General features: G+C 67.0%; 20 protein-coding genes. All 20 read right to left on the bottom strand.

All coding sequences use genetic code 11. The annotated features are described in order from the left end of the window. Positions 1–26: 26 nt before the first annotated feature. On the bottom strand, positions 27–1265 hold the full coding sequence (ftsZ, locus tag LGR64_RS25045; protein WP_012203405.1) for a cell division protein FtsZ: 1239 nt from the start codon (positions 1263–1265) through the stop codon (positions 27–29). Between the two features lie 119 nt (positions 1266–1384). Then, complete coding sequence (ftsA, locus tag LGR64_RS25040; protein WP_012203404.1) at positions 1385–2614, bottom strand: cell division protein FtsA; 1230 nt, start codon at positions 2612–2614, stop codon at positions 1385–1387. Positions 2615–2698: 84 nt separating this feature from the next. Beyond that, on the bottom strand, positions 2699–3499 hold the full coding sequence (locus LGR64_RS25035) for a cell division protein FtsQ/DivIB (RefSeq protein ID WP_013804104.1): 801 nt from the start codon (positions 3497–3499) through the stop codon (positions 2699–2701). Then, positions 3496–4476, bottom strand: a complete 981-nt coding sequence (locus LGR64_RS25030) for a D-alanine--D-alanine ligase (protein ID WP_043822039.1) — start codon at positions 4474–4476, stop codon at positions 3496–3498. The genes LGR64_RS25035 and LGR64_RS25030 overlap by 4 nt, the downstream gene beginning before the upstream one ends. Beyond that, positions 4473–5906 carry a UDP-N-acetylmuramate--L-alanine ligase gene (gene murC, locus LGR64_RS25025; protein WP_141830232.1) on the bottom strand — a complete coding sequence of 478 codons (1434 nt, stop codon included), beginning with the start codon at positions 5904–5906 and terminating at the stop codon, positions 4473–4475. Before murC ends, LGR64_RS25030 begins: the two co-directional genes overlap by 4 nt. After that, positions 5903–6997 carry an undecaprenyldiphospho-muramoylpentapeptide beta-N-acetylglucosaminyltransferase gene (murG, locus tag LGR64_RS25020; protein ID WP_034390492.1) on the bottom strand — a complete coding sequence of 365 codons (1095 nt, stop codon included), beginning with the start codon at positions 6995–6997 and terminating at the stop codon, positions 5903–5905. The genes murC and murG overlap by 4 nt, the downstream gene beginning before the upstream one ends. Further along, positions 6994–8259, bottom strand: coding sequence for a putative lipid II flippase FtsW (gene ftsW / locus LGR64_RS25015; protein ID WP_012203399.1), 1266 nt, complete (start codon positions 8257–8259; stop codon positions 6994–6996). Before ftsW ends, murG begins: the two co-directional genes overlap by 4 nt. Next, a complete protein-coding gene (gene murD, locus LGR64_RS25010; protein WP_141830235.1) occupies positions 8256–10181 on the bottom strand; it encodes a UDP-N-acetylmuramoyl-L-alanine--D-glutamate ligase in 1926 nt (641 codons plus the stop codon). Before murD ends, ftsW begins: the two co-directional genes overlap by 4 nt. 4 nt (positions 10182–10185) lie before the next feature. Beyond that, positions 10186–11364 (bottom strand): phospho-N-acetylmuramoyl-pentapeptide-transferase, encoded by a 1179-nt coding sequence (gene mraY / locus LGR64_RS25005; RefSeq protein WP_012203397.1) that lies wholly within the window; start codon positions 11362–11364, stop codon positions 10186–10188. Then, a complete protein-coding gene (locus LGR64_RS25000) occupies positions 11355–12770 on the bottom strand; it encodes a UDP-N-acetylmuramoyl-tripeptide--D-alanyl-D-alanine ligase (RefSeq protein ID WP_141830237.1) in 1416 nt (471 codons plus the stop codon). Before LGR64_RS25000 ends, mraY begins: the two co-directional genes overlap by 10 nt. Then, positions 12767–14296 carry a UDP-N-acetylmuramoyl-L-alanyl-D-glutamate--2,6-diaminopimelate ligase gene (locus tag LGR64_RS24995; protein WP_141830239.1) on the bottom strand — a complete coding sequence of 510 codons (1530 nt, stop codon included), beginning with the start codon at positions 14294–14296 and terminating at the stop codon, positions 12767–12769. Before LGR64_RS24995 ends, LGR64_RS25000 begins: the two co-directional genes overlap by 4 nt. Further along, positions 14293–16041 carry a peptidoglycan D,D-transpeptidase FtsI family protein gene (locus LGR64_RS24990; protein ID WP_013804112.1) on the bottom strand — a complete coding sequence of 583 codons (1749 nt, stop codon included), beginning with the start codon at positions 16039–16041 and terminating at the stop codon, positions 14293–14295. The genes LGR64_RS24995 and LGR64_RS24990 overlap by 4 nt, the downstream gene beginning before the upstream one ends. Next, positions 16038–16322 carry a cell division protein FtsL gene (gene ftsL, locus LGR64_RS24985; protein WP_012203393.1) on the bottom strand — a complete coding sequence of 95 codons (285 nt, stop codon included), beginning with the start codon at positions 16320–16322 and terminating at the stop codon, positions 16038–16040. The genes LGR64_RS24990 and ftsL overlap by 4 nt, the downstream gene beginning before the upstream one ends. Before the next feature lie 37 nt (positions 16323–16359). Next, a complete protein-coding gene (rsmH, locus tag LGR64_RS24980) occupies positions 16360–17289 on the bottom strand; it encodes a 16S rRNA (cytosine(1402)-N(4))-methyltransferase RsmH (protein ID WP_012203392.1) in 930 nt (309 codons plus the stop codon). Positions 17290–17304: 15 nt separating this feature from the next. Beyond that, the gene (gene mraZ, locus LGR64_RS24975; protein WP_012203391.1) at positions 17305–17733 is read right to left on the bottom strand and encodes a division/cell wall cluster transcriptional repressor MraZ; all 429 of its coding nucleotides are present in this window, start codon (positions 17731–17733) and stop codon (positions 17305–17307) included. A gap of 368 nt (positions 17734–18101) precedes the next feature. Then, positions 18102–19421: an ATP-dependent protease ATPase subunit HslU gene (gene hslU, locus LGR64_RS24970; protein WP_170962086.1), complete on the bottom strand. Its 1320-nt coding sequence runs from the start codon at positions 19419–19421 to the stop codon at positions 18102–18104. A gap of 117 nt (positions 19422–19538) precedes the next feature. After that, entirely contained in the window at positions 19539–20084 is a 546-nt protein-coding gene (hslV, locus tag LGR64_RS24965) for an ATP-dependent protease subunit HslV (RefSeq protein ID WP_012203389.1), read from the bottom strand. Positions 20085–20208: 124 nt separating this feature from the next. Next, the gene (locus LGR64_RS24960; protein WP_185750886.1) at positions 20209–21990 is read right to left on the bottom strand and encodes an STAS domain-containing protein; all 1782 of its coding nucleotides are present in this window, start codon (positions 21988–21990) and stop codon (positions 20209–20211) included. A 45-nt stretch (positions 21991–22035) separates the two neighbouring features. Then, positions 22036–22530, bottom strand: a complete 495-nt coding sequence (gene dksA, locus LGR64_RS28685) for an RNA polymerase-binding protein DksA (protein WP_012203387.1) — start codon at positions 22528–22530, stop codon at positions 22036–22038. A gap of 531 nt (positions 22531–23061) precedes the next feature. After that, on the bottom strand, positions 23062–24177 hold the full coding sequence (locus tag LGR64_RS24950; RefSeq protein WP_013804115.1) for a CobW family GTP-binding protein: 1116 nt from the start codon (positions 24175–24177) through the stop codon (positions 23062–23064). Positions 24178–24235 lie beyond the last annotated feature (58 nt).

The following is a 24235-nucleotide window of genomic DNA, read 5'->3' as shown; positions in this document are numbered from 1 at the left end:
TATGCAGCGACCGTATGGGCCGCTGCTCAGTCAGCCTGCTTGCGCAGGAAGGCCGGGATTTCCAGATCGTCCATGCCGCCGGAGGCCAGGGCATCGACGCGGGCAGCGGCCTGCGTGCGGTTGGTACGCCAGACGCTGGGGACCGACATGTTGTTGGCATAGTCGGCGCCGCCGGCGGCACCGCCGACCAGGCCGCCGGCTGCCGTGGCAGCACCCATGGAGGCCGAGGGCAGCTGGTAGCTCATGTTGTCGGTACCGGTGCGCAGACCGCCCTGCACCACCTGCATGTTCTGGCGGCGTGCGCTGGGGCGCGACAGGCCGGTGGCGACCACGGTGACGCGGATCTCGTCGCCCAGGGTGTCGTCGTAGGCGGCGCCGTAGATCACGTGCGCATCGGGCGAGGCATAGGCATTGATGGTGCTCATGGCCAGGCGCGACTCGGACAGCTTGAGGCTGCCCTTGGCGGCCGTGACCAGCACCAGCACGCCCTTGGCGCCCGACAGGTCGATGCCTTCCAGCAGCGGGCAGGCCACGGCCTGCTCGGCGGCGATGCGCGCGCGGTCGGGGCCGGCGGCCTTGGCCGTGCCCATCATGGCCTTGCCGGGCTCGCCCATGACGGTGCGCACGTCTTCGAAGTCGACGTTCACATGGCCGTACTCGTTGATGATTTCGGCAATGCCGCCCACGGCGTTCTTGAGAACGTCGTTGGCATGGGCAAAGGCCTCGTCCTGCGAGATGTCGTCACCCAGCACGTCCAGCAGCTTCTCGTTGAGCACGACGATCAGCGAATCGACATTGGCTTCGAGCTCGTTGAGGCCGCTGTCGGCATTGGCCATGCGTCGGCCGCCTTCCCACTCGAAGGGCTTGGTGACCACGCCCACGGTGAGAATGCCCATTTCCTTGGCCACGCGCGCAATCACGGGCGCAGCGCCCGTGCCCGTGCCGCCGCCCATGCCGGCCGTGATGAACAGCATGTGCGCGCCTTCGATGGCGGTACGAATGTCGTCCTCGGCCATTTCGGCAGCCTCGCGGCCCTTGTCGGGCTTGCTGCCCGCGCCCAGGCCGCTGCCGCCGAGCTGGATGGTGCGGTGGGCGCTGCTGCGCAGCAGCGCCTGCGCGTCGGTGTTGGCGCAGACGAATTCCACACCCTGCACGTTGCGCGCAATCATGTGCTCGACGGCGTTGCCGCCGCCGCCGCCAACGCCGATCACCTTGATCTGCGTACCCTGGTTGAATTCTTCAACTTCAATCATGTCGATGGGCATGTTGGTTCTCCTGTAGCTCTCTGTAAGTGGTCACCACCGTCTGGGGAAAATTCTGTCTTCTGTCCGGTATTCGGAAGCCGGTGGGCGGGCCGGTAATGCGCAGTCGATGAAAGCACATATCAAAAGTTCCCCACGATGAAGTCTTTGAAACGGCCAAAAGCGGTCTTCATCGACCCACTCTTTTGTGCCACCTTGAAACCGCGCAGGCGAGCCAGGCGGGCCTCTTCGAGCAATCCCATCACGGTGGCGGCGCGGGGTTGGGCCACCATGTCTGCCAGAGCGCTCGAATACTTGGGGATGCCGCGGCGCACGGGCTTGAGGAAGATGTCCTCGCCCAGTTCCACCATGCCCGGCATGACGGCGCTGCCGCCGGTCAGCACGATGCCCGAGGACAGAACTTCCTCGTAGCCGGAATCGCGCACCACCTGCTGCACCAAAGAAAAGATCTCTTCCACGCGCGGCTCGATCACGCCGGCCAGCGCCTGCTTGCTGATCATGCGCGGGCTGCGGTCGCCCAGGCCCGGCACTTCGACCTGGGCATCGGGGTCGGCCAGCAGTTGCTTGGCATAGCCGCTTTCGACCTTGATGTCCTCTGCGTCCTTGGTCGGCGTGCGCAGCGCCATGGCGATGTCGCTGGTGATCAGGTCGCCCGCGATCGGGATGACGGCCGTGTGCCGGATGGCGCCGCCCGTGAAGATGGCCACGTCGGTGGCGCCCGCGCCGATATCGACCACGGCCACGCCCAGCTCGCGCTCGTCGTCGGTGAGCACGGCCTGGCTCGATGCCAGCGGGTTGAGCAGCAGCTGCTCGACCTCCAGGCCGCAGCGGCGCACGCACTTGATGATGTTCTCGGCCGCGCTCTGCGCGCCCGTGACGATGTGGATCTTGGCCTCCAGGCGGATGCCGCTCATGCCGATGGGCTCGCGCACTTCCTGGCCGTCGATCACGAATTCCTGCGGCTCGACCAGCAGCAGCCGCTGGTCCGAGGAGATGTTGATGGCCTTGGCCGTCTCCATCACCCGCGCCACGTCGGTGGCCGTGACTTCCTTGTCCTTGATGGCCACCATGCCGCTGGAGTTCAGGCCGCGGATGTGGCTGCCGGTGATGCCGGTGCACACGCGCTGGATCTTGCAGTCGGCCATCAGCTCGGCCTCTTTCAAGGCCTGCTGGATGCTCTGCACGGTGGCGTCGATGTTCACCACCACGCCCCGCTTGAGTCCGTTGCTCGGGGCCACGCCGAGGCCGGCGAGCTTGAGTTCGCCGTTGTACAGGACCTCGGCGACCACGACCATGACCTTGGCCGTGCCGATGTCCAGTCCGACGATCACATCTTTGTATTCTCTTGCCATATCAGCATCCGCCCCCGGTTGGTTCTGTCCTGTCGCTGTGTCGCTGCATGGTGTGCGTGTACATAGGTCTTTCCTCCCTCGTCTTCAGCGTCGGGGACGCACTGCAGCCGGCGCCTTGGCCGTGCCGGTGGTCACACCGCGCAGCCTCAGCGCATATCCGTCTTCGTAGCGCAGGTCGGCCGACTCGATGGCGTCGGCCTTGCGCTTGTATTGGGTCGTGATCTGGGGCAGCGTGCGCACGAAGCGCTGCACGCGCTGCAGCACGGCTTCCACGCTGCCGCCCCCCAGTTCGATCTGTGCATCATTGGCCAGCCTGAGCTGCCAGCTTCCGCGCGCATTGAGCGTGAGCCCGTCGATCTCCACATCCAGCGGCCCCAGCGCCGGCACCAGCAGCCGGTACATCTGCAGCATCTGCGGGGCGCTGTCCTCGGGGCCCTGCAGGCGCGGCAGGCCGTCGCGGTCGAGCTCGCCCAGGTTGGCCTCGAAGACCTCGCCAAAGCTGTTGATCAGGCCGGTGCCCGAATCGGGGCCCCAGAAGGCCTCGGCCACATGCTCGTGCAGGATGACGCGCAGGCTGTTGGGATAGTCGCGGCGCACCTGCGCCTCGCGCACCCAGGGAACCTGCTCGAATGCCGCCTTGGCCCCCTTGAGGTCCACGGTGAAGAAGTTGCCCGTGAGCACGGGCGCCACGTTGGCGCGCAGCGTCACCGTGTTGTTGTGCACCAGCTCGCCCTCGACCACGATGCGGCCGATGTTGAAGGCCGGGTGGCGCAGCGCCCACCAGCTCACCGCTGCCAGCCCCAGCGCAGCCACGCCCACGAACAGGACCGTGGCGGTCACGTTCATGAGCTTGACGTCGAAGGGGGCCGGCAGGGAGTAGCTCATGCGTGCTCCTGCTCCGGTTGCGCGGCGTCCAGCGCGGCGCTGGCCAGGATGCCCAGGCAGAGGTTCTCGTAGCTGACACCGATGGCGCGGGCCGACATGGGCACCAGCGAGTGGCCCGTCATGCCCGGCGAGGTGTTGATCTCCAGCAGGAAGGGCTTGCGATCGCTGGCGCGGATCATGATGTCGGCGCGCGACCAGCCGCGGCAGCCCAGCGTGCGGAAGGCCCGCACGACGATGCGCCGGATCTCGGCCTCTTCCTCGGCGGGCAGTCCGCTGGGGCAGTGGTACTTGGTGTCGTCGGTGAAGTACTTGTTCTGGTAGTCGTAGTTGCCTTCGGGGGCGACGATGCGGATCACGGGCAGCGCATGGGCGCCCTCGCCGGTGCCGAGCACGGGGCAGGTGGTCTCGTCGCCCTCGATGAACTCTTCGCAGAGCACTTCGGGGTCGTAGCGGGAGGCCAGCACATAGGCCTGCTCGCATTCCTCGGCCGTCCATACCTTGGTCAGGCCGATGGTCGAGCCCTCGCGCGAGGGCTTGACGATCATGGGCGCGCCCAGCGCCTGCAGCGCGGCGCGCGTCTCGCCTGCGCTGGCGACCAGACGCCAGTCCGGCGTGGGCAGGCCCTCGAAGCGCCAGATGCGCTTGGTCATGATCTTGTCCATGGCGATGCTCGAGGCCATCACGCCGGGACCCGTGTACGGGATGCCCAGCAGCTCCAGCGCGCCCTGCACCGTGCCGTCTTCGCCGTAGCGGCCGTGCAGCGCGATGAAGCAGCGGTCGAACCCTTCCTTCTTCAACTCGCCCAGGTCGCGCTCGGCGGGGTCGAAGGCATGGGCGTCCACGCCATGCGACAGCAGGGCCTTGAGCACGCCCGTGCCCGACATCAGCGAGACCTCGCGCTCGGCCGAGCGGCCGCCCAGCAGCACGGCCACCTTGCCCAGGGCCTTGACATCGATCTGGGTGCCGAAGCTGCTCATTGCGCAGCTCCCTGCTGCGCCTGCAGCTCTTGTTTCTGAAGCATTTCAACCAACTTTCCGGGCACGGCGCCAATCGAGCCTGCCCCCATGCACAACAACACGTCGCCATCGCGGGCATTGACGGCAATGGCCGCCGGCAGCTCGGCAACGTTTTCCACAAACACCGGCTCGACACGGCCGGCCACGCGCAGGGCGCGAGTCAGCGAGCGGCCGTCGGCCGCCACCACGGGCGCCTCGCCGGCCGCATAGACCTCGGTCAGCAGCACGGCGTCGGCCAGGCCGATGACCTTGACGAAATCCTCGAAGCAGTCGCGCGTGCGGCTGTAGCGGTGCGGCTGGAATGCCAGCACCAGGCGACGGCCCGGGAAGGCGCCACGAGCGGCGGCCAGCGTGGCCGCCATCTCGACGGGGTGGTGGCCATAGTCGTCGATGACGGTGAAGCTGCCGCCGTCGGCAGTCGCCAGTTCGCCATAGCGCTGGAAGCGCCGGCCCACGCCCTTGAAGCTTTCGAAGGCACGCAGCAGCGCGTCGTCGGAGATCTCCAGCTCCATGGCCACGGCCACTGCCGACAGCGCGTTGAGCACGTTGTGCTCGCCCGGCAGGCTCAGCACCACGTCCAGGTCGGGATAGCTCTGGCCGTTGCTGCGGCGCACCGTGAAATGCATGCTGCCAGCTTCGGCGCGCACGTTGAGGGCGCGCACCTGGGCGTCCTCGGCAAAGCCGTAGGTGGTCACGGGGCGGGCCACCTGGGGCAGGATCTCGCGCACGGCCGGGCTGTCCACGCAGACGATGGCGCGACCGTAGAACGGCATGCGGTGCAGGAAATCGACGAAGGCGCCCTTGAGCCGGCCGAAGTCATGGCCGTAGGTTTCCATGTGGTCGGCGTCGATGTTGGTGACGACGGCCATCACGGGCAGCAGGTTCAGGAAGGAGGCATCGGACTCGTCGGCCTCGACCACGATGTAGTCGCCCTGGCCCAGCTTGGCGTTGGCGCCCGCGCTGTTCAGCTTGCCGCCAATGACGAAGGTCGGGTCCAGCCCGGCCTCGGCCAGCACGCTGGTCACCAGGCTGGTGGTCGTGGTCTTGCCATGGGCACCCGCGATGGCGATGCCCTGCTTGAAGCGCATGAGCTCGGCCAGCATGAGCGCACGCGGCACGACGGGAATCTTGCGCTCGCGCGCGGCCAGCACCTCGGGATTGTCGGACTGCACGGCGGTGGAGGTGACGACGGCGTCAGCCCCTTCGATGTGCGCGGCCGCATGGCCGACGTGGGTGGAGATGCCCAGGCCGGCGAGCCGGCGCAGCGTGGCGCTGTCGGACAGGTCCGAGCCCGAGATGGCGTAACCCAGGTTGTGCAGCACCTCGGCGATGCCGCTCATTCCGGCGCCGCCGATGCCGACGAAATGGATGTGATGAATGGCGTGCTTCATGCGGCCAGTTCCTCACAGGCGGCGACCACCTCGGCGGTGGCATCGGTCTTTTGCATTTTCTTGGCTTTTCCAGCGCGCTCCAGCAGCGTCGCACGCTGCATATTTTGTAGCATTTCGGCCAGGCTTTGGGCAGTCAGTGCGCTTTGTTGCATCAACCATCCACCACCGGCATCGACCAGGAAACGCGCGTTCGTGGTCTGGTGGTCGTCCACGGCGGACGGGAAGGGCACATAGATGGCTGCGGCGCCCACGGCCGCGATCTCGGTGACCGTGCTGGCGCCAGCGCGGCAGACGATGACATCGGCCTCGGCAAAGGCGCGCGCCGTATCGTCGATGAAGGGCGTCAGCTCGGCCTGCACGCCTGCCGCCGCGTAGTTGGCGCGCAGGGCATCGATCTGCGCGGCGCCGCTTTGGTGCAGCACGACGGGCCGCACATCGGCAGGAATCAGGGCCAGCGCCTGGGGCACGATCTCGTTGAGCGCCTTGGCGCCCAGGCTGCCACCCACCACCAGCAGGCGCAGCGGACCGCTGCGGCCTGCGAAACGCTGCTCGGGCGCGGGCTGCTCGGTGAAGGCCTGGCGCAAGGGGTTGCCGACCCAGCGGCCCTTGGGGAATACGTTGGGGAAGGCGGTGAAGATGCGGTGGGAGACGCTGGCCAGCACCTTGTTGGCCATGCCGGCCACGGAGTTCTGCTCATGCAGCACCAGGGGTTTGCCGGCCAGCACGGCCATCATTCCACCGGGGAAGCTGATGTAGCCACCCAGACCGACCACCACGTCGGGCTTGACGCGGCGCACCACGGCCAGCGCCTGCCAGAAGGCACGCAGCAGGCGCATGGGCAAAAAGGCCAGGGTCATGATGCCCTTGCCGCGCACGCCCGAGAACTCGATGGTCTCCAGCGGGAAGCCCTGGGCCGGCACGATGCGCGACTCCATGGAGCCGGGCGCGCCCAGCCAGCGCACGTTCCAGCCGCGCTCGCGCAGGGCCTGGGCCACGGCCAGGCCCGGGAAGATATGTCCGCCGGTGCCGCCGGCCATGATCAGGGCCGTGCGCTGGCGTTGCGTGCCTTGGGAGATGGGCTGCTGTGTCATGCATGCCCTCCCTTCATCAGCAACTTGTTCTCGTAGTCCACCCTTAACACCACCGCTATCGCTATCAGATTCATCAAAATGGCCGAGCCGCCGAAACTCATCAGGGGCAGCGTCAGCCCCTTGGTAGGCAGCGCGCCCAGGTTCACGCCCATGTTGATGAAGGCCTGGAAACCCATCCAGATCGCAATGCCCTCGGCCACCAGGCCGGAGAACACCCGGTCCAGCGCAATGGCCTGCCGCCCTATGAGCATGATGCGGCGCGTGAGCCACAGGAAGGTGACGGCGATCAAGAGCACGCCGACCAGGCCGAATTCCTCGCCGATCACGGCCAGCAGAAAGTCGGTATGCGCCTCGGGCAGCCAGTGCAGCTTCTCGACGCTGCGGCCCAGGCCCACGCCGAAGATCTCGCCGCGACCGATGGCGATCAGCGCATGCGACAGCTGGTAGCCCTTGCCCAGGGCGTGCTTTTCATCCCAGGGATTGAGGTAGGCAAAGATGCGCTCGCGCCGCCATTCGGAGGTGGCGATGATCAGCACGAAGGCCAGCACCACCAGGGCCGCGATCAGGAAGAACATGCGCGCGTTGACACCGCCCAGGAACAGGATGCCCATGGCGATCACCACGATCACCATGAAGGCGCCCATGTCGGGCTCGGCCAGCAGCAGCACGCCGACCAGCACCACGGCCAGCCCCATGGGCAGCACGGCGCGGAAGAAGCGCTCCTTGACCTCCATCTTGCGCACCATGTAGTCGGCCGCATAGATGAGCACGGCGAACTTGGCCAGTTCGGACGGCTGGAAATTCATGATGCCCAGCGACAGCCAGCGCCGCGCGCCGTTGACCACGGTGCCCACGTGCGGGATCAGCACGGCCACCAGCAGGACCAGGGACACCAGGAACAGCTTGCGCGCCATGCGCTCCCAGGTGGCCATGGACACCTGGAAGGCCAGCAGCGCGCCGACGAAGGCCATGCCGATGGACATGGCATGGCGCATCAGGAAATGGGTGGGCGCTATCTTGCCGAAGCGCGGATTGTCCGGCATGGCGATCGACGCCGAATACACCATGATCAGGCTCCAGGCCAGCAGGCCTATGACCACCCAGATCAGGGCCTGGTCCAGGCCGAGCACGCTGGCAGGCGTCTGCGTGGGCCGGTGGTACTGGGGACCGCCCAGGCGCACGGGCAGCACGTCGATGGCCTTCTCCTGCGCGCCTCCGAACCAGGAGCGCATGCGGCCCAGGACCTGCGATACGGCGGTCATGCAGCACCTCCGAGTTCATGCCCGGCATCCAGCGCCAAGGCGCGCACGGCATCGACGAACTGGTGGGCCCGGTCCTCGTAGTTGCGGAACATGTCCAGGCTGGCGCAGGCGGGCGACAGCAGCACGGCATCGCCCTCATGGGCGCGCGAGGCGGCCAGTTCCACGGCGTCGGCCATGGTGGTGGCATCGACCAGGGGCACGCCGCAGTCCTGCAGGGCGGCGCGAATGCGGCCGGCGTCGCGGCCGATCAGCACGGCCGTGCGCACATGGCGCGACACGGGCGCGACCAGCGGAGAGAAATCCTGGCCCTTGCCGTCGCCACCCAGGATGACCACGATGCGGTGGTCAGGTCCCAGGCCGGACAGCGCGGCCACGGTGGCGCCCACGTTCGTGCCCTTGCTGTCGTCGTAGTACTCCACGCCGTTGACGCGGCCAATGGGCTGGACGCGGTGCGGCTCGCCCCGGTATTCACGCAGTCCATAGAGCAGCGGCGCCAGCGTGCAGCCGCCCGCGCTGGCCAGGGCCAGGGCAGACAGGGCGTTGATGGCGTTGTGCCGGCCGCGGATGCGCAGTGCGTCGGCAGGCATGAGGCGCTGGATGTACAGGTCTTCGGCGTTCTTGCCCTTGGCGGTTTCGTCGGCCTCATGGGCGCGCACCAGCCACGTCATGCCGCTGACCACTTCCAGGCCGAAGTCGCCGGGGCGGCGCGGCATGTCGCCGCCGAAGGTGATGTGGGCACGCTGCTGGGGCTTTTGGCGCTTGCCCGGTGGCACCACGGGCGCCGGCAGCATGCGCATGACCTCGGGATCTTCGCGGTTGAGCACCATGGTGCCGCTGCTGCCGAAGATGCAGGCCTTGGCATCGGCATAGGCGCGCAGGCTGCCGTGCCAGTCCAGATGGTCCTGGGTGATGTTGAGCACGGCGGCGGCCGTGGGCTCGAACATCTGCACGCCATCGAGCTGGAAGCTGGACAGCTCCAGCACCCAGGCCTGGGGCAGCGTTTCGGCATCGATGGCCTGGGTCAGCGTGTCCAGCAGCGTGGGGCCGATATTGCCGGCCACGGCCACGCGCAGGCCCGCATGCTCCAGCAGTTGGCCGGTCAGCGAGGTGACCGTGGTCTTCCCATTGGTCCCGGTGATGCCCAGCACCGTGGGACGGTAGCCATGGGCCGCGGCCAGGGCCTTGAGCGCCATGGCGAAGAGATCGAGTTCGCCGCCCACGGGCAGGCCCTGGGCGCGCGCGGTATCGACCACGGGCGCCACGGCGGCCGGGCTCAGGCCGGGCGAGCGGTAGACCAGGCCCAGGCTCTGGCCGTCCACCAGCTGCGCCGTGAACTCGCCGGGCACGAAGCGCACCTGGGGCAATTCGGTGGACAGCTGCTGCAGCTGGGGCGGCGCCTGGCGCGTATCGGCCACGATGACTTCGGCGCCGCAGCGCACGCACCAGCGTGCCATGGCCAGGCCCGAGGCGCCCAGACCCAGCACGAGCACGCGCTGGCCCTGCAGGTGCTGGACCTGCTCGCCGGGCCAGCCGGCAGCCACGGGCGGCAGCACCTGTTCGGATTCAACCGCCTCTTCGGCGGCAAGGGGCGTGACCTCGGCATCGGACGAGTCGGAGATGCTGGGGTCCGCAAAGATCTGGGCCACGAAGGCCGCAGCATCCTTGGCCGCCGTCAGCGTGGCGATGTCGGGCACGGGCTCGGCAAGGGCCACAGGCACCTGCGGCACCTCGGCGGCCGCAGGCTCCGCCTCGCCGTCGCCAACTGGCACGGGAGCCAGTGAATCGTCCAGGACCGGGTCAGCAACCATCTGCTCCTCAGGAGCGAGGCCCGGCATCCCGGCCGGCTCGGCAGGGGACGCCGGCACGGCGGGCTCGGTAGCCGGCAGTGCGTGGAGGTCGGTCTTGAAGTCTTCGGTGTTCATGCACTCACCTCAGCTTCAGCGTGGACAGGCCCAGCAGGCACAGCAGCATGGTGATGATCCAGAAGCGGATCACGACCTGGGTCTCCTTCCAGCCACTCTTTTCAAAGTGGTGGTGCAGCGGCGCCATCTTTAGCAGGCGGCGTCCCTGGCCGTAGCGCTTCTTGGTGAACTTGAACCAGGTGACCTGCAGCATCACCGACAGCGCCTCCACCACGAAGATGCCGCCCATGATGGCCAGCACGATTTCCTGGCGCACGATGACGGCAATGGTGCCCAGCGAGGCGCCCAGCGCCAGCGCACCCACGTCGCCCATGAACACCTGGGCCGGGTGGGCGTTGAACCAGAGGAAGGCGAGGCCCGCGCCGGCCATGGCCGCGCAGTACACCAGCAGCTCGCCCGAACCCGGGATGTGCGGGAACAGCAGGTACTTGGCGTAGCCGGCATTGCCGGTGACGTAGGCGAAGATGCCCAGGGCCGAGCCCACCATGATCACGGGCATGATCGCCAGGCCGTCCAGCCCGTCGGTCAGGTTCACGGCATTGCTGGCGCCCACGATGACCAGATAGGTCATGATCACGAAGCCCAGCACGCCCAGCGGGTAGCTGACTTCCTTGAAGAAAGGCACGAGCAGGCCCGCCTTGGGCGGCAGATCCAGCGCAAAGCCGGACTGCACCCAGGTGACGAACAGCTCGAAGACCTGGGCATTGGAGTTCTCGGAAATGCAGAACACCAGGTACAGCGCGGCCAGCAGGCCGATGACGGACTGCCAGAAATACTTCTCGCCCGAGCGCATGCCTTCGGGGTCCTTGTTGACCACCTTGCGCCAGTCGTCCACCCATCCGATGGTGCCAAAGCCCAGCGTGACCAGCAGCACGATCCAGACGAAGCGGTTGGACAGGTCGAACCACAGCAGCGTGGAAACGGCAATGGACAGCAGGATCAGCGCCCCGCCCATGGTGGGCGTGCCGCTCTTGGCCAGATGGGTCTCCATGCCGTAGCCCCGCACGGGCTGGCCGATCTTGAGCGAGGTCAGCATGCGGATCAGGCGCGGCCCGGCCAGCAGTCCGATGACCAGGGCCGTGAGCGCGGCCATCACGGCGCGCATCGTGAGGTACTGGAAGACGCGCAGAAAGCCGAACTCGGGGGACAGGCCCTGCAGCCATTGGGACAGCATCAGCAGCATGCGGCCTCCTGCTTGCAACCGTCATCCTTGCCGGCCGCCTCGACCGCCTGAACCACCTGCTCCATCTTCATGAACCTCGAACCCTTGACCAGAATGCTGCCCACCTCGGGCAGCGCGGCACAGGCTGCCTGCTGCAGCGAGGCCATGTCTTCGAAATGCCGCGCACCTGCACCGAATGCGGTGGCGGCGGATGTGCTTTGCGTGCCCAGCGTGAACAGCCGGGCAATGCCCAGGCTGCGCGCCAACGCGCCAGCCTCGGCATGGAATTGCGGCCCCTGGTCGCCGACCTCGCCCATGTCGCCCAGCACCAGCAGCTGGGGAGCGGGCAGTTCGCGCAGCACCTCGATGGCCGCGGCCACCGAGTCGGGATTGGCGTTGTAGCTGTCGTCGATCACGGTGACCGTGCGGCCCTGCAACGAAACGCCCAGTGCGCGCGAGCGGCCCTGCACGGGCTCGAACACGCTCAGGCCGCGTGCAATGTCGGCCAGCGGCACACCGGCTGCCTGGGCACAGGCCGCAGCGGCCAGCGCATTGCGCACGTTGTGGCGGCCGGCAATGTGCAGGCGCACCGGGGCCTCGCCCTCGGGCGTGACCAGGGTGAACTGCCAGGCATCGCCCAGCCACAGCGCATCGCGCGCATGGACCTGGGCGCCATCGGCAGACTCGCCGAACAGCAAGCACTGGCGCGCAGCGGCCAGCTCGCGCCACAGCGGCGTGTAGGTGTCGCCGGCCGGGAACACGGCCACGCCGTCGGCGGGCAGGGACAGCAGCACGCTGCCGTTCTCGCGCGCCACGGCCTCGACCGTGTGCATGAATTCCTGGTGCTCGCGCTGCGCGTTGTTGACCAGGGCCACCGTGGGCTGGCCGATGGCGGCCAGCTCGGCAATCTCGCCGGGATGGTTCATGCCCATCTCCAGCACGGCCACGCGGTGCTGGGCGGTCATGCGCATCAGGCTCAGCGGCAGGCCGATGGAGTTGTTGAAGTTGCCGCGCGTGGCCAGGGCCGCCTCGCCCGCGTGGGCGCGCAGGATGGAGGCCACCATCTGCGTGACCGTGGTCTTGCCGTTGCTGCCGGTGACGGCAATCAGCGGCAGCGCAAAGCGCGCGCGCCAGGCCGTGGCCAGCGCGCCCAGGGCGACCAGCGAGTCAGGCACCTCGATGCCGGACAGGCCTGCGGCCTCCAGGCCGCCATGGGCCAGGGCTGCGGCAGCGCCGGCCTCGCGGGCCTGGGCCAGGAACTGGTTGGCATCGAAACGCTCGCCCTTCAAGGCGACGAACAGATCCCCGGCCTGCAGCGTGCGGGTGTCGGTGTGCACGCGCGTGAGCACGGCCTGGCCGTTGCCGACCAGCCGTGCCTGGGGGATATGCGACTGGATCAGCTCCAGCGCTTGTTGCAAGGTCATCATGACCGCTTCTTTCCTTCGCGGGCCGCCAGCGCCTTGTGCGCCTCGGCCATGTCGGAGAACGGATGGCGCTGGCCCGCCGTCTCCTGGTAGTCCTCATGTCCCTTGCCGGCGATCAGCACCACGTCGCGTTCGCTGGCGTGCGCAATCGCCTGGGCGATGGCCGCTGCGCGATCGGCCTGGGACTGCAGGTTCTCGCCCGGCTGCATGCCGGCCAGGATCTGGTCGATGATGCGGTCGGGCACTTCGCTGCGCGGGTTGTCGCTGGTGACCAGCACACAGTCGGCATTCTTCTGGGCGGCCTGCCCCATGAGCGGCCGCTTGGTGGCATCGCGGTCGCCGCCGCAGCCGAACACGCACCACAGCCGGCCACGGCGCTGCTCGGCGGCCGGGCGCAGGGCGCGCAGGGCCTTGTCCAGCGCATCGGGCGTGTGGGCGTAGTCCACGGCCACCAGCGGCTGGCCGGGCTGGACGATCTGCTGCATGCGGCCGGGCACGGGCTCCAGGTGGGCGCAGGCGGCGACGGCCTGGTCCAGGGTCAGGCCCAGGCAGCGCAGCGCGGCCAGCACGCCCAGCAGGTTGGATACGTTGTACTGGCCCACCATGCGCGTGTGCATGCGCAGGCTGTGGCCGGCCTCGATCACGGTGAAGCTCAGGCCCTCGGCACCCAGCGCAATGTCCTTGGCCTGCAGGCGCGCCGCGCCTTCGATGGAAATGCTCCAGACATCGAGCGCGGCAGGCTGCTTGCGCGACTGCAGCGTGGCCCACAGGCGTGCGCCATGCGCGTCGTCCACATTGACGACGGCGGCCTGCAGGCCGGGCCAGTCGAACAGCGCGGCCTTGGCATCCCAGTAGGCCTGCATGCTGCCGTGGTAGTCGAGGTGGTCCTGCGTGAAATTGGTGAACAGCGCCACGCGGATGCGCGTGCCGTCCAGCCGGCGCTCGACGATGCCGATGGACGAGGCCTCGATGGCGCAGGCCGCCAGGCCCGCATCGGCGTACTCGCGGAACGCGCGCTGCAGCCGCACCGGGTCGGGCGTGGTCATGCCCGTGGATTCCATGGCGGGCGGAATGCCCACGCCCAGCGTGCCCACCAGGGCGCAGCCGCTGCGTTCCTGCAGCTTCACCTGGGCCAGCGCGTGCGCCAGCCACCAGGCGGTGGTGGTCTTGCCATTGGTGCCGGTCACGGCCAGCACGTCGATCTGGGCGCTGGGATGCTGGAACCACTGGTCGGCGATCAGGCCGGTGGCGGCCTTGAGGCCGGGCAGCGCCGCGATGTGCTCGCCGGAAAAACCGAAGGCTTCGACACCCTGCGCTTCGACCAGGCAGGCCATGGCACCGCGCTCCAGGGCCGAGGCCACATGGGCGCGGCCATCGGTGGCCGCGCCGGGCCAGGCGATGAAGACGTCGCCGGGCCGGACCTTGCGGCTGTCGGTCTGCAGCGTGCCGCTGCCTTGCAGGCGGGCAGCCAGCCATTGGACAGCCTCGGTGGCCGTGGACAGCACCCGCAGGGCTTGGGAGGAACTCATAGCGAGGGCTCCTCCACGGGGTTGGCGACGATCAAGGGCTTGACTTCCATATCGGGCTGCACGCCCATCAGGCGCAGCGTCTGCTGCACCACTTCACTGAACACGGGTGCCGCCACGGTGCCGCCGTAGATGGTGCCTGCACTGGGCTCGTCCACCATCACGGCGACGATGATGCGCGGGTTCTCGATGGGCGCCATGCCCGTGAACCAGGCGCGGTACTTGCCGGCGGCATAGCCCTTGCCCTGCTGCTTGCGGGCCGTGCCCGACTTGCCGCCCACCGAGTAGCCGATGGTCTGGGCGCGCTGGCCCGTGCCGCCGGGGCCGGCCGCCAGGGCCAGCATCTTGCGCACCTCGTTGGCCGTGCGCGGAGAGAACACGGGCACGCCCACGGGCGGCTCGTCGGTCTTGACCATGGTGGCCGGGATCACGCGCCCGCCGTTGGCAAAGACGGTGTAGCTGCGCGTCATCTGCAGCAGGCTGGCGGACAGGCCGTAGCCATAGCCCATGGTGGCCTGCTCGACGGGCCTCCAGGTCTTGTAGGGACGCAGGCGACCGCTGGCGGCGCCGGGGAAGGAGATCTGCGGCTTCTGGCCGAAGCCCACAGCCGAGAAGGTTTCCCACATTTCCTTGGCCGGCATCTGCAGCGCGATCTTGGTCGTGCCCACGTTGCTGGACTTCTGGATCACGCCGGCCACGGTGAGCAGGCCGTAGTTGTGGGTGTCGGAAATCGTCGAGCCCGTGACGTTGACGCGGCCCGGCGTGGTGTCGATGGGCGTTTCCGGCTTGAAGCGGCCCGACTCCAGCGCCAGGCCGATGGTGATGGGCTTCATGGTCGAGCCGGGCTCGAAGGTGTCGGTGATGGCGCGGTTGCGCAGCTGCTCGCCCGTCAGGTTCTTGCGCTTGTCGGGCACATAGCTGGGGTAGTTGGCCAGGGCCAGCAATTCGCCAGTGTGCGCATCCATGACCACCACGCTGCCCGCCTTGGCCTTGTGCGCGATGACCTGCTCCTTGAGCTTCTGGTAGGCGAAGTACTGGACCTTGCTGTCCACGGACAGCTGGATGTCGCGGCCGTCCTGAGGCGGCACTTCCTCGCCCACGCCCTCGACCACGCGGCCCAGGCGGTCCTTGATCACGCGGCGCGAGCCGGGCTTGCCGCCGAGCTCCTTGTCGAAGGCCAGCTCCATGCCTTCCTGGCCATGGTCTTCCACATTGGTGAAGCCCACGATGTGGGCGGCCGATTCGCCTTCCGGGTACTGGCGCTTGTATTCCTTGCGCTGGTAGATGCCCTTGATGTTGAGGGCATGGATCTGCTGGCCAACGTCCCAGTCGAGCTGGCGCTTGATCCAGACGAAGGTCTTGTCCTCGTCGGCCAGCTTTTCCATCAGCGCGGGCAGCGGCATCTCCATGAGCGCGGCAAGCTGCTTGAGCTTGGCCTTGACCTCGGGGTCGTCCTGCTCGACATCTTCAGGAATGGCCCAGATGCTGGCGGCCGGCACGCTGGAGGCCAGGATCAGTCCATTGCGGTCCAGCAGGCGGCCACGGTTGGCCGGCAGCTCCAGCGTGCGCGCAAAGCGCACCTGGCCCTGGCGCTGGAAGAAGTCGTTGCCGAACACCTGCACGTAGGCTGCGCGCGCGCCCAGGCCGACAAAGCCCAGGCCCAGCATGGCCACGATCATCTTGCTGCGCCACAGGGGAGTCTTGGACGCCAGCAGGGGACTGGAGGTGTAGAGCACGCTGCGTGTCATGGAGCCACTCCGGTGCGCGCATCGTCATTGACGTACTGGGCGATGGCCGGCGTGGCCGGCTTCATCTGCAGGCGCTCGCGCGCCATGACCTCGATGCGCTGTGGCGTGGCCTGGGCGCGCTTTTCCACCTGCAGGCGCTGCTGCTCGGTGGCCAGGCGGCGCGACTCGGCCACGGCACGGTCCAGTTCGGTGAACAGGCGGCGCGATTCGTACTGGTTGTGCACCAGGAAGATGGCGCTGGCCATCACCGCCAGCAGCAGCACGAGGTTCAGGCGCAGCATGCCACGCCCTCCTCTTGCGCCAGACGGTGCATGCGCTTCATGCAGGCACCCCGGTGCGGCGGGCCACGCGCATCACGGCCGAGCGCGAGCGCGCATTGGCGGCGACCTCGGCCTCGCTGGGCTTGATGCGGCCCAGCGCTTCAAGGCGCATGGGCGTGGGCACGGCAAAGGGTGCGCGCCGGTCATAGACTTCCTTGGAGTGCTTGGCGATGAACTGCTTGACGATGCGGTCCTCCAGCGAGTGGAAGCTGATCACCACCAGGCGTCCGCCCGGCGCCAGCACGCGCAGGCTGGCTTCTAGCGCCTGTTCGAGCTCTTCAAGCTCGGCATTGATGAAAATCCGAAGAGCCTGGAATGTGCGTGTCGCTGGGTTCTGCCCAGCCTCGCGGGTCCGGACCGCGCCAGCCACGAGCTCGGCAAGCTCCGCGGTGTTGCGAAGGGGCCCCTGGCTTTCGCGCCGAGCAACAATCGCCTTTGCAATGGGGCCAGCAAACCGTTCTTCGCCGTAGTCACGTATCACCTCCGCAATCTGCTGGGCATCGGCTTCCGCCAGCCAGTCCGCCACGCTCTGGCCGCGCGTGGTGTCCATGCGCATGTCCAGCGGACCCTCGAAGCGGAAGCTGAAGCCACGCTCGGGGTTGTCGATCTGGGGAGAGCTCACGCCCAGGTCCATCAGCACGCCCTGCACGCTGCCGGCCGGCAGCTCGCTGAGGTGGCGAAACCCTTCGTGCCGAATCGAAAAACGCGCATCGGTGATGCGCGCTGCCTCTTCGATCGCGTCCGGGTCCTTGTCGAACGCCAGCAAGGCCCCATCCGGCCCCAGCCGCTGCAGGATGCGCCGGGAATGCCCGCCTCGCCCGAAGGTCGCGTCCACCCATTGCCCGGCAACGGGCTGTGCGGCGCCGTCCAGCAGCGCATCGACGGCCTCGTCGAGCAAAACGGTGATGTGTTGCAACGGCTGATTCAAGAAAACGCCTCTTTCCTAGAAAGCAAAATCCTGGAAGGCCGCAGGCATTTCTTCCTGCATGGCCTTCGCTTCATGTGCCTCATAAGTGGCCTTGTCCCACAGCTCGAAATGGTTACCCATGCCCAGCAGCACGACCTCCTTGGTCAGACCCACGGCTTCACGCAGCTCGGGCGACACCAGCACGCGGCCGGTGGCATCCATGTCCACGTCCATGGCGTTACCCAGGAAGATGCGCTTCCACCACTGCGCCGACATGGGCAGCTGCGCGATCCGCTCGCGAAACTGCAGCCACTCCGTGCGCGGGAACAGCATCAGGCAACCGTGGGGATGTTTGGTGAGGGTGACCTGGCCCTGGGCCATGGCCACAAGGGCGTCACGATGCCGGGTCGGCACAGACAGCCGCCCCTTTCCATCGAGATTCAGCGAGGACGCCCCTTGAAACACGGTCAGTCACCCCGGTCGGTTGGAGCCATCGCGTCCCGGAAATCGGGGCACAAAGGCAACTTTCACCACTTAATTGCACTTTTTTGCACTGTAGCAGCAATTTGGTGTTTCACAACCCGGGAATGGACAATTATTTGCAATGAAATCAACAACTTAGAAGCCGAATGCAATGTGAGTGGTGACAAAAATCCCTGGCTTTACAAGTACTTAGAGGAATGACTGCAAGTGATCTCTCAAAGCCTGCACGCAATTGCAACGATTCAATTCGCCGGCGACCGGTTGCAACTCGGGCAACCCTCCTACAAAAAGTGACTGCCCGGCAATGCGGGCAGTCACTTCGGTGGCGGCTGCGCGGCAGCCGGCCCGTTTCAGAGGATGAAGCGCGAGAGGTCTTCGTCCTGGCTCAGGGACTGCAGACGCTGGTCCACGTAGGCCGCGTCGATGGAGATGGTCTGGCCCGACAGATTGGCCGCGTCGAAGCTGACCTCGTCCAGCAGGCGCTCGAGCACGGTGGACAGGCGGCGCGCGCCGATGTTCTCGGTGCGCTCGTTGACATCGAAGGCGATGCCGGCGAGCCGGGTGATGCCTTCGGGCGTGAATTCCAGCGTGACGCCTTCGGTGGCCAGCAGCGCCTGGTACTGCTTGACCAGGGAGGCATGGGTCTGGGTGAGGATGGCCTCGAAGTCCTGGACCGACAGCGAGTCCAGTTCCACGCGGATCGGGAAGCGCCCCTGCAGCTCGGGGATGAGGTCGCTGGGCTTGGACAGGTGGAAGGCGCCCGAGGCGATGAACAGGATGTGGTCGGTCTTGACCACGCCGTACTTGGTGGAGACGCTGGTGCCTTCGACCAGGGGCAGCAGGTCGCGCTGCACGCCCTGGCGCGAGATGTCGGAGCCGCTGGTTTCCTGGCGCGTGGCCACCTTGTCGATCTCGTCGATGAAGACGATGCCGTTCTGCTCGGCATTGGCGATGGCGCGGGTGCGCACGTCTTCCTCGTTGACCAGTTTTGCCGCTTCCTCGTCGGTCAGCAGCTTCATGGCCTCGGCAATGCGCAGCTTGCGCGTCTTGCGCTTTTCCTGGCCCATGTGGCTGAACATGCCGCGCAGCTGCTCGGCCATCTCTTCCATGCCCTGGGGACCCATGATCTGCACCTGGGGCGGCGCGTCGGCGACATCGATCTCGATTTCCTTGTCGTCGAGCTGGCCCTCGCGCAGCTTCTTGCGGAAAACCTGGCGTGCCGTGTTGTCGGCGGCCACCTCGCCGCTGCGGGCCTGGGGCACGAGCACGTCGAGGATGCGGTCCTCGGCCGCGTCTTCGGCGCGCAGGCGCAGCTTCTTCATGTCGGCCTCGCGCGTCTGCTTGACGGCCACCTCGGCCAGGTCGCGGATGATGGCATCCACGTCCTTGCCCACGTAGCCCACTTCGGTGAACTTGGTGGCCTCGACCTTGATGAAGGGGGCGTCGGCCAGCCGCGCCAGGCGGCGCGCGATCTCGGTCTTGCCCACGCCTGTGGGGCCGATCATGAGGATGTTCTTGGGCGTGATCTCCTGGCGCAGGCCGTCGGCCACGTTCTGGCGGCGCCAGCGGTTGCGCAGCGCGATGGCCACGGCGCGCTTGGCGCCAGCCTGGCCGACGATGTGGCGGTCCAGTTCGGAGACGATCTCCTGGGGGGTCATGGCAGAGGACATGGTGTGTATTCGATGCATTGCGCCGCCAGCCCCGTTGCCTGGCCGCTGGCGACTGTGAGTTTCAATGCCGTGCGTTTCGATCGCCGGCCTGCTGGGCAAGCCGGCGCCGCGCGGGTGTCAGAGCGTCTCGACCGTGTGGTGCATGTTGGTGTAGATGCACAGCTCGCCGGCGATGGCCAGCGACTTGCGCACGATCTCCTCGGCCGACAGCTCGGTATTGGTCAGCAGCGCCTTGGCCGCCGAGTGCGCGTAGGCGCCGCCCGAGCCGATGGACACGATGCCCTGCTCGGGCTCCAGCACGTCGCCGTTGCCGGTGATGATCAGCGAGGCCGATGCGTCGGCCACGGCCAGCATGGCCTCCAGACGGCGCAGCACGCGGTCGGTGCGCCAGTCCTTGGTCAGCTCGATGGCTGCGCGCGTCAGGTGGCCCTGGTGCTTTTCCAGCTTGGCCTCGAAGCGCTCGAACAGCGTGAAGGCGTCTGCGGTGGCGCCGGCAAAGCCGGCAAGCACCTTGCCGTGGTAGAGCTTGCGCACCTTGCGCGCCGTGCCCTTGACGACGATGTTGCCCAATGTGACCTGGCCATCGCCACCGATGGCGACCTGCACGCCTTCGGGGGTCTGCCGGCGCACGCTGATGATGGTGGTGCCGTGATACTGTTCCATAGCGGTGCCAGATGAGGGCGAAGGCGGCCTTCTCAAGAGTCTGCTCAAAGAATGCCCACGCGCTCTTCGCGGCGAGTGCGCCGTCCTGCCGTAAGGGGTGTGGCGCAGCCACTGCGCGGCAGGATCAGTCCCGCCGTGGAGTGACCTGCGCGTGCTCCTGGATGCCGATCACGTTGAAGAACACCGCCACCAGTTGGTGCAGCTGGCCGAACTGCAGCACATGGCCCAGCGACTGCATGTGGGCAGCCCAGTTGAGCACGGAGCCGGCCGCCGCAAAGTCCATGCGCACCAGTTGGGTGCAGTCGATGAACACGGGCTCGCCCAGGCTGGCCCCCTCCTGCACCGGGTCCAGCCAGGTGGAGGCATCGCCTTCAATGGTGCCGGCCAGCGCAAATCGCACGGCGTCCGCCGTGGCAGCAATGCCTGCCTGCAGGGGCGCATCCGCGCCCTCGGTTTCGATGGCTTGCGTCAGGCACTGGCAGACCGGGTCCACCCACGAGGGAGGCGAGACCTCATAGGTGACGCAGTAGTCCAGCGCCACCAGCTCGAAATCATCCTGCCGGTTCATCAAACGCAGCACCGCCATGCGCAACCGCCACCACAGCGTATCCACGCTGGAATCGCCCGAGGGAGCCAGCGTGCCCAGCAGCGCCAGCAGCCGGTCCGCATTGAGCAGCACGAACACGCCCTGTGAGCCCGCCCATTGCTGCAGCAGCGCCTCCAGGGGCGTGGCCGCTGCATCGTCGATGCCGGCCACGGCAGCCCAGTCCAGGCTCCAGGGACTGGAAGCCTTGGCCTGGGAGGCCTTCAGCGCCGTCACGGCACTCGGCGTGATCTGTGCAGGTGCGCTCCAGCGCCAGCCACGCCCTGCCGCTGCGCCCGGCATGGACACCACGGGGGCGGTGCGCTGCTGCGGCATCGCAAACCATTGGGGAGCGGAGCGGCCGAAGCGCGCCGCGAATTCGATGCCCGCCTTGTCGAACTGCAGCGGGCGGTCGGCCGCACGGTACAGGTCCAGCAAGGCCAGCCAGACCGGCAGCTGCGCGGGGACATCGCGCCGATCGATCAGCTCCAGCATGCCCTGCTCGGCACCATCCACATCGCCATTGGCAAAGAGGATGGCCGGCTCTTCCAGGTCGGGATCGTGCTCGAACACCACGAAGCAGGGCGGCACCATGTCCATGGGCTGCGGCGGAGAGACCTCGGTGGCCGCGAAGGCCGGCAGGAAATCGGTCGCCCCCTCCAATGGCCGCAGGGGGCGGGCCATGGGCATGGGGTCAATGATGGGAGCCGTCGAGACGGAGGGCACCTGCGGCGCAGGCGCCAGGCTCATGGGCAAGGTGGTGGCAAAGGCAGCCACGTCGCCGGCCGAGGCAATGGCCGGCGGCACCACGTCGCTGAGCATGGGAATCTGCCCAGACGGCGGCGGCTGCTTGCGAAACGAGGCCGGAGCGGGGTTGCCGCCCGCAGGCAGCGCCATGGGAATGGTGGTTGCATCGGCCGCCTGCTTGCCCCGCCACCATTGCTGGGACATCTGGGCCTCGATCTCGTCGATCTTCTTGAGCGTGACGGCGCGTTCACCGGAGGATTTGGAGCTCAGCAGGCTGCTGAGAAATTGCGAGCCCTGCGCGGCGGGGCCGGGCACACCGACCGGTGCGCTGCCCGGCCTGGAGGCCTGTTGCAGCTCGGCCTGGCGCAGGCGGCGCAGCTGGTCGAACTCGCGCTTGCGCACGAAATCGTTGCGGCGCTTGCGCTCGATCATTTCCTTGAGCGCCTGCTTGCTGTACTGGCTTTCCTGCTCCCCGTCCAGGCCGTCGAGGTCGGACCAATTGACCGTAGGGTGGCGCACAAAGCGCACCACCTTGGACAACAACCCCCCCGATTTGCTGCTCTCTTCTTTTGCCATGGCGAGTCAGATTAGCACCGACGGCCTGCAGGCCGTTGCTGCAACTCAATCCCCATACATCTTCTGCTTGAGCTCACGGCGCTGCTGGGCTTCCAGCGACAGCGTGGCCGTGGGGCGGGCCAGCAGGCGGCCCACGCCGATGGGCTCGCCGGTCTCGTCGCAGTAGCCGTAGTCGCCTGCGTCGATGCGTGCAATGGATTGCTCGATCTTCTTGAGCAGCTTGCGTTCGCGGTCGCGCGTGCGCAGTTCCAGCGCATGCTCTTCCTCGATGGTGGCGCGGTCGGCCGGATCGGGAACCACCACGGTGTCCTCGCGCAGGTTCTCTGCCGTCTCTCCCGCGTTGGTGTGCATGTCGTGCTTGAGAGTGAGCAGTTTGAGGCGGAAGAACGCCATCTGCTTCTCATTCATGTATTCGTCATCCGACATGGCCAGCACTTCGGCATCCGTCAGTTCTTCCACCGACTTGGTCTTCCAGGCATTGGCCAGCTTGGGGTCTCGTTTCGTCGATCCCGACGAAGGCGTTTGCGTAGTGGTAGGCATAGTGTTGGTTTCGCTAACTTAGTCCGCGCCGAGGGCTTCGGACGGGGCCATGGATGGTACTGTCAATCGGGGCGCCCGGGTCGAATGCCGTGTAGGACAGCCGATCGCCGCAGTTGCGGAACCTGCCGGCTTCCCCGTACGGCGGGGTGCGGCAATCCAGGCCGTGCGGCGGCCGTGCGTGCAAAGAGCCCTTTTGCGGTCAGCAAGGGACACCATGTCGGCAACGCCGACCGCAGTGCGGACCGCGGCCTTCTGGCTTGCAGCCGAGGCCGGTGCGGCCACTGACGGCTTCTTGCTGGATTCGGCGCTCACTTGCTGTCTCCTCACGGTATGGGCGACCCCTGCGGGGCAGTCCATTGGGCTTGGGGGCTCTCTTCAGGGGCGCGATTGTATCGATGCTCTACAGGAGCGCAAGCCGTTGCACATACCCCACAGGAATGCAAAGGGGCCGCCCACGCATGCGGGCGGCCCCTGTGTCATTCAGATGTCAGCAAAAAGCCATCCGATTGCCCACAAAGGTTCACAAAAAACTCAGACCAGGCACTGCTCCAGACCCTGCAGGAAGATGTCCTGGGGCAGGTCGATGCCAATGAAGACCATCTTGCTCTGGCGCTTTTCGCCCTCGGCCCACTGCGGTCCCAGGTCGCTGCCCATGAGCTGGTGCACGCCCTGGAAAATGACCTTGCGCTCCGTGCCCTGCATGTTCAGCACGCCCTTGTAGCGCAGCATGCGCGGGCCGTAGATGTTGACGATGGCGCCCAGGAAGTCCTCCAGGCGGGCAGGGTCAAAGGCACGGTCGGCACGGTAGACGAAGCTCTTGACGTCGTCATCGTGGTGATGGTGGTGCGGATGCTTGCAGTGCTCGCCGTGCTCGTGGTCATGGGCGTGGTCGTGCCCGCAGTTCTCGTCGTGCTCATGGCCATGGTCGTGGCCGCAGTGCTCGTCATGCTCATGCTTGTGGCCATGGTCATGTCCGTGGTCGTGGTCGTCTTCCTTGAGGAAGTCGGGATCGATGTCCAGCTTGGCATTGAGGTTGAAGCCGCGCAGGTCGAAGACTTCGTTCAGGGGCACTTCGCCGAAATGCACGGCGCGGATGGGCGCGCGCGGGTTCATGTGCTTGAGGCGGTGGATGAGCGCGTTCTTCTCGTCCTCGCTGACCAGGTCGGTCTTGGACAGGAACAGCTGGTCGGCAAAGCCGACCTGGCGGCGCGCCTCCTGGCGGTCGTCCAGCTGCTGGTTGGCGTGCTTGGCATCGACCAGGGTGAGGATGGAGTCGATCAGATAGGTCTCGGCGATCTCGTCGTCCATGAAGAAGGTCTGGGCGACGGGGCCGGGATCGGCCAGGCCCGTGGTCTCGATCACGATGCGGTCGAACTCCACCAGGCCCTTGCGGCGCTTGGCGGCCAGCAGCTGCAGGGTTTCGCGCAGGTCTTCGCGGATGGTGCAGCAGATGCAGCCGTTGCTCATCTGCAGGATCTGCTCCTTGGACTCCGTCCTGAGGATGTCGGTGTCGATGTTCTCTTCGCCGAACTCGTTCTCGATCACGGCGATCTTCATGCCGTGGGACTCGCTGAGCACGCGCTTGAGCAGCGTGGTCTTGCCCGAGCCCAGGAAGCCGGTGAGGATGGTGACGGGAATCAGTGCCATGGGATTGCTTTCAGAAAATTCAGCAAAGGGAAGCGGCAAGGCCCGTCCACCACGGACG

The sequence above is a fragment of the Delftia sp. Lp-1 genome, from assembly GCF_020523835.1.
Classification (GTDB): Bacteria; Pseudomonadota; Gammaproteobacteria; order Burkholderiales; family Burkholderiaceae_C; genus Comamonas; species Comamonas acidovorans.
The sequence above is the reverse complement of the archived record's forward strand: the minus strand, read 5'-3'. Positions and strand labels throughout refer to the sequence as shown.

Coding starts and splice junctions, on each gene's coding strand:
- LGR64_RS24950 (WP_013804115.1), bottom strand. CDS start 24,177: ATGGCACTGATTCCCGTCACCATCCTCACCGGCTTCCTGGGCTCGGGC.
- LGR64_RS25000 (WP_141830237.1), bottom strand. CDS start 12,770: ATGATGACCTTGCAACAAGCGCTGGAGCTGATCCAGTCGCATATCCCC.
- ftsL (WP_012203393.1), bottom strand. CDS start 16,322: ATGCTGCGCCTGAACCTCGTGCTGCTGCTGGCGGTGATGGCCAGCGCC.
- LGR64_RS25030 (WP_043822039.1), bottom strand. CDS start 4,476: ATGAGCAGCTTCGGCACCCAGATCGATGTCAAGGCCCTGGGCAAGGTG.
- murC (WP_141830232.1), bottom strand. CDS start 5,906: ATGAAGCACGCCATTCATCACATCCATTTCGTCGGCATCGGCGGCGCC.
- LGR64_RS25035 (WP_013804104.1), bottom strand. CDS start 3,499: ATGAGCTACTCCCTGCCGGCCCCCTTCGACGTCAAGCTCATGAACGTG.
- hslV (WP_012203389.1), bottom strand. CDS start 20,084: ATGGAACAGTATCACGGCACCACCATCATCAGCGTGCGCCGGCAGACC.
- LGR64_RS24995 (WP_141830239.1), bottom strand. CDS start 14,296: ATGAGTTCCTCCCAAGCCCTGCGGGTGCTGTCCACGGCCACCGAGGCT.
- ftsZ (WP_012203405.1), bottom strand. CDS start 1,265: ATGCCCATCGACATGATTGAAGTTGAAGAATTCAACCAGGGTACGCAG.
- ftsA (WP_012203404.1), bottom strand. CDS start 2,614: ATGGCAAGAGAATACAAAGATGTGATCGTCGGACTGGACATCGGCACG.
- murD (WP_141830235.1), bottom strand. CDS start 10,181: ATGAACACCGAAGACTTCAAGACCGACCTCCACGCACTGCCGGCTACC.
- LGR64_RS24990 (WP_013804112.1), bottom strand. CDS start 16,041: ATGACACGCAGCGTGCTCTACACCTCCAGTCCCCTGCTGGCGTCCAAG.
- hslU (WP_170962086.1), bottom strand. CDS start 19,421: ATGTCCTCTGCCATGACCCCCCAGGAGATCGTCTCCGAACTGGACCGC.
- ftsW (WP_012203399.1), bottom strand. CDS start 8,259: ATGACCGCCGTATCGCAGGTCCTGGGCCGCATGCGCTCCTGGTTCGGA.
- LGR64_RS24960 (WP_185750886.1), bottom strand. CDS start 21,990: ATGGCAAAAGAAGAGAGCAGCAAATCGGGGGGGTTGTTGTCCAAGGTG.
- dksA (WP_012203387.1), bottom strand. CDS start 22,530: ATGCCTACCACTACGCAAACGCCTTCGTCGGGATCGACGAAACGAGAC.
- murG (WP_034390492.1), bottom strand. CDS start 6,997: ATGACACAGCAGCCCATCTCCCAAGGCACGCAACGCCAGCGCACGGCC.
- mraY (WP_012203397.1), bottom strand. CDS start 11,364: ATGCTGCTGATGCTGTCCCAATGGCTGCAGGGCCTGTCCCCCGAGTTC.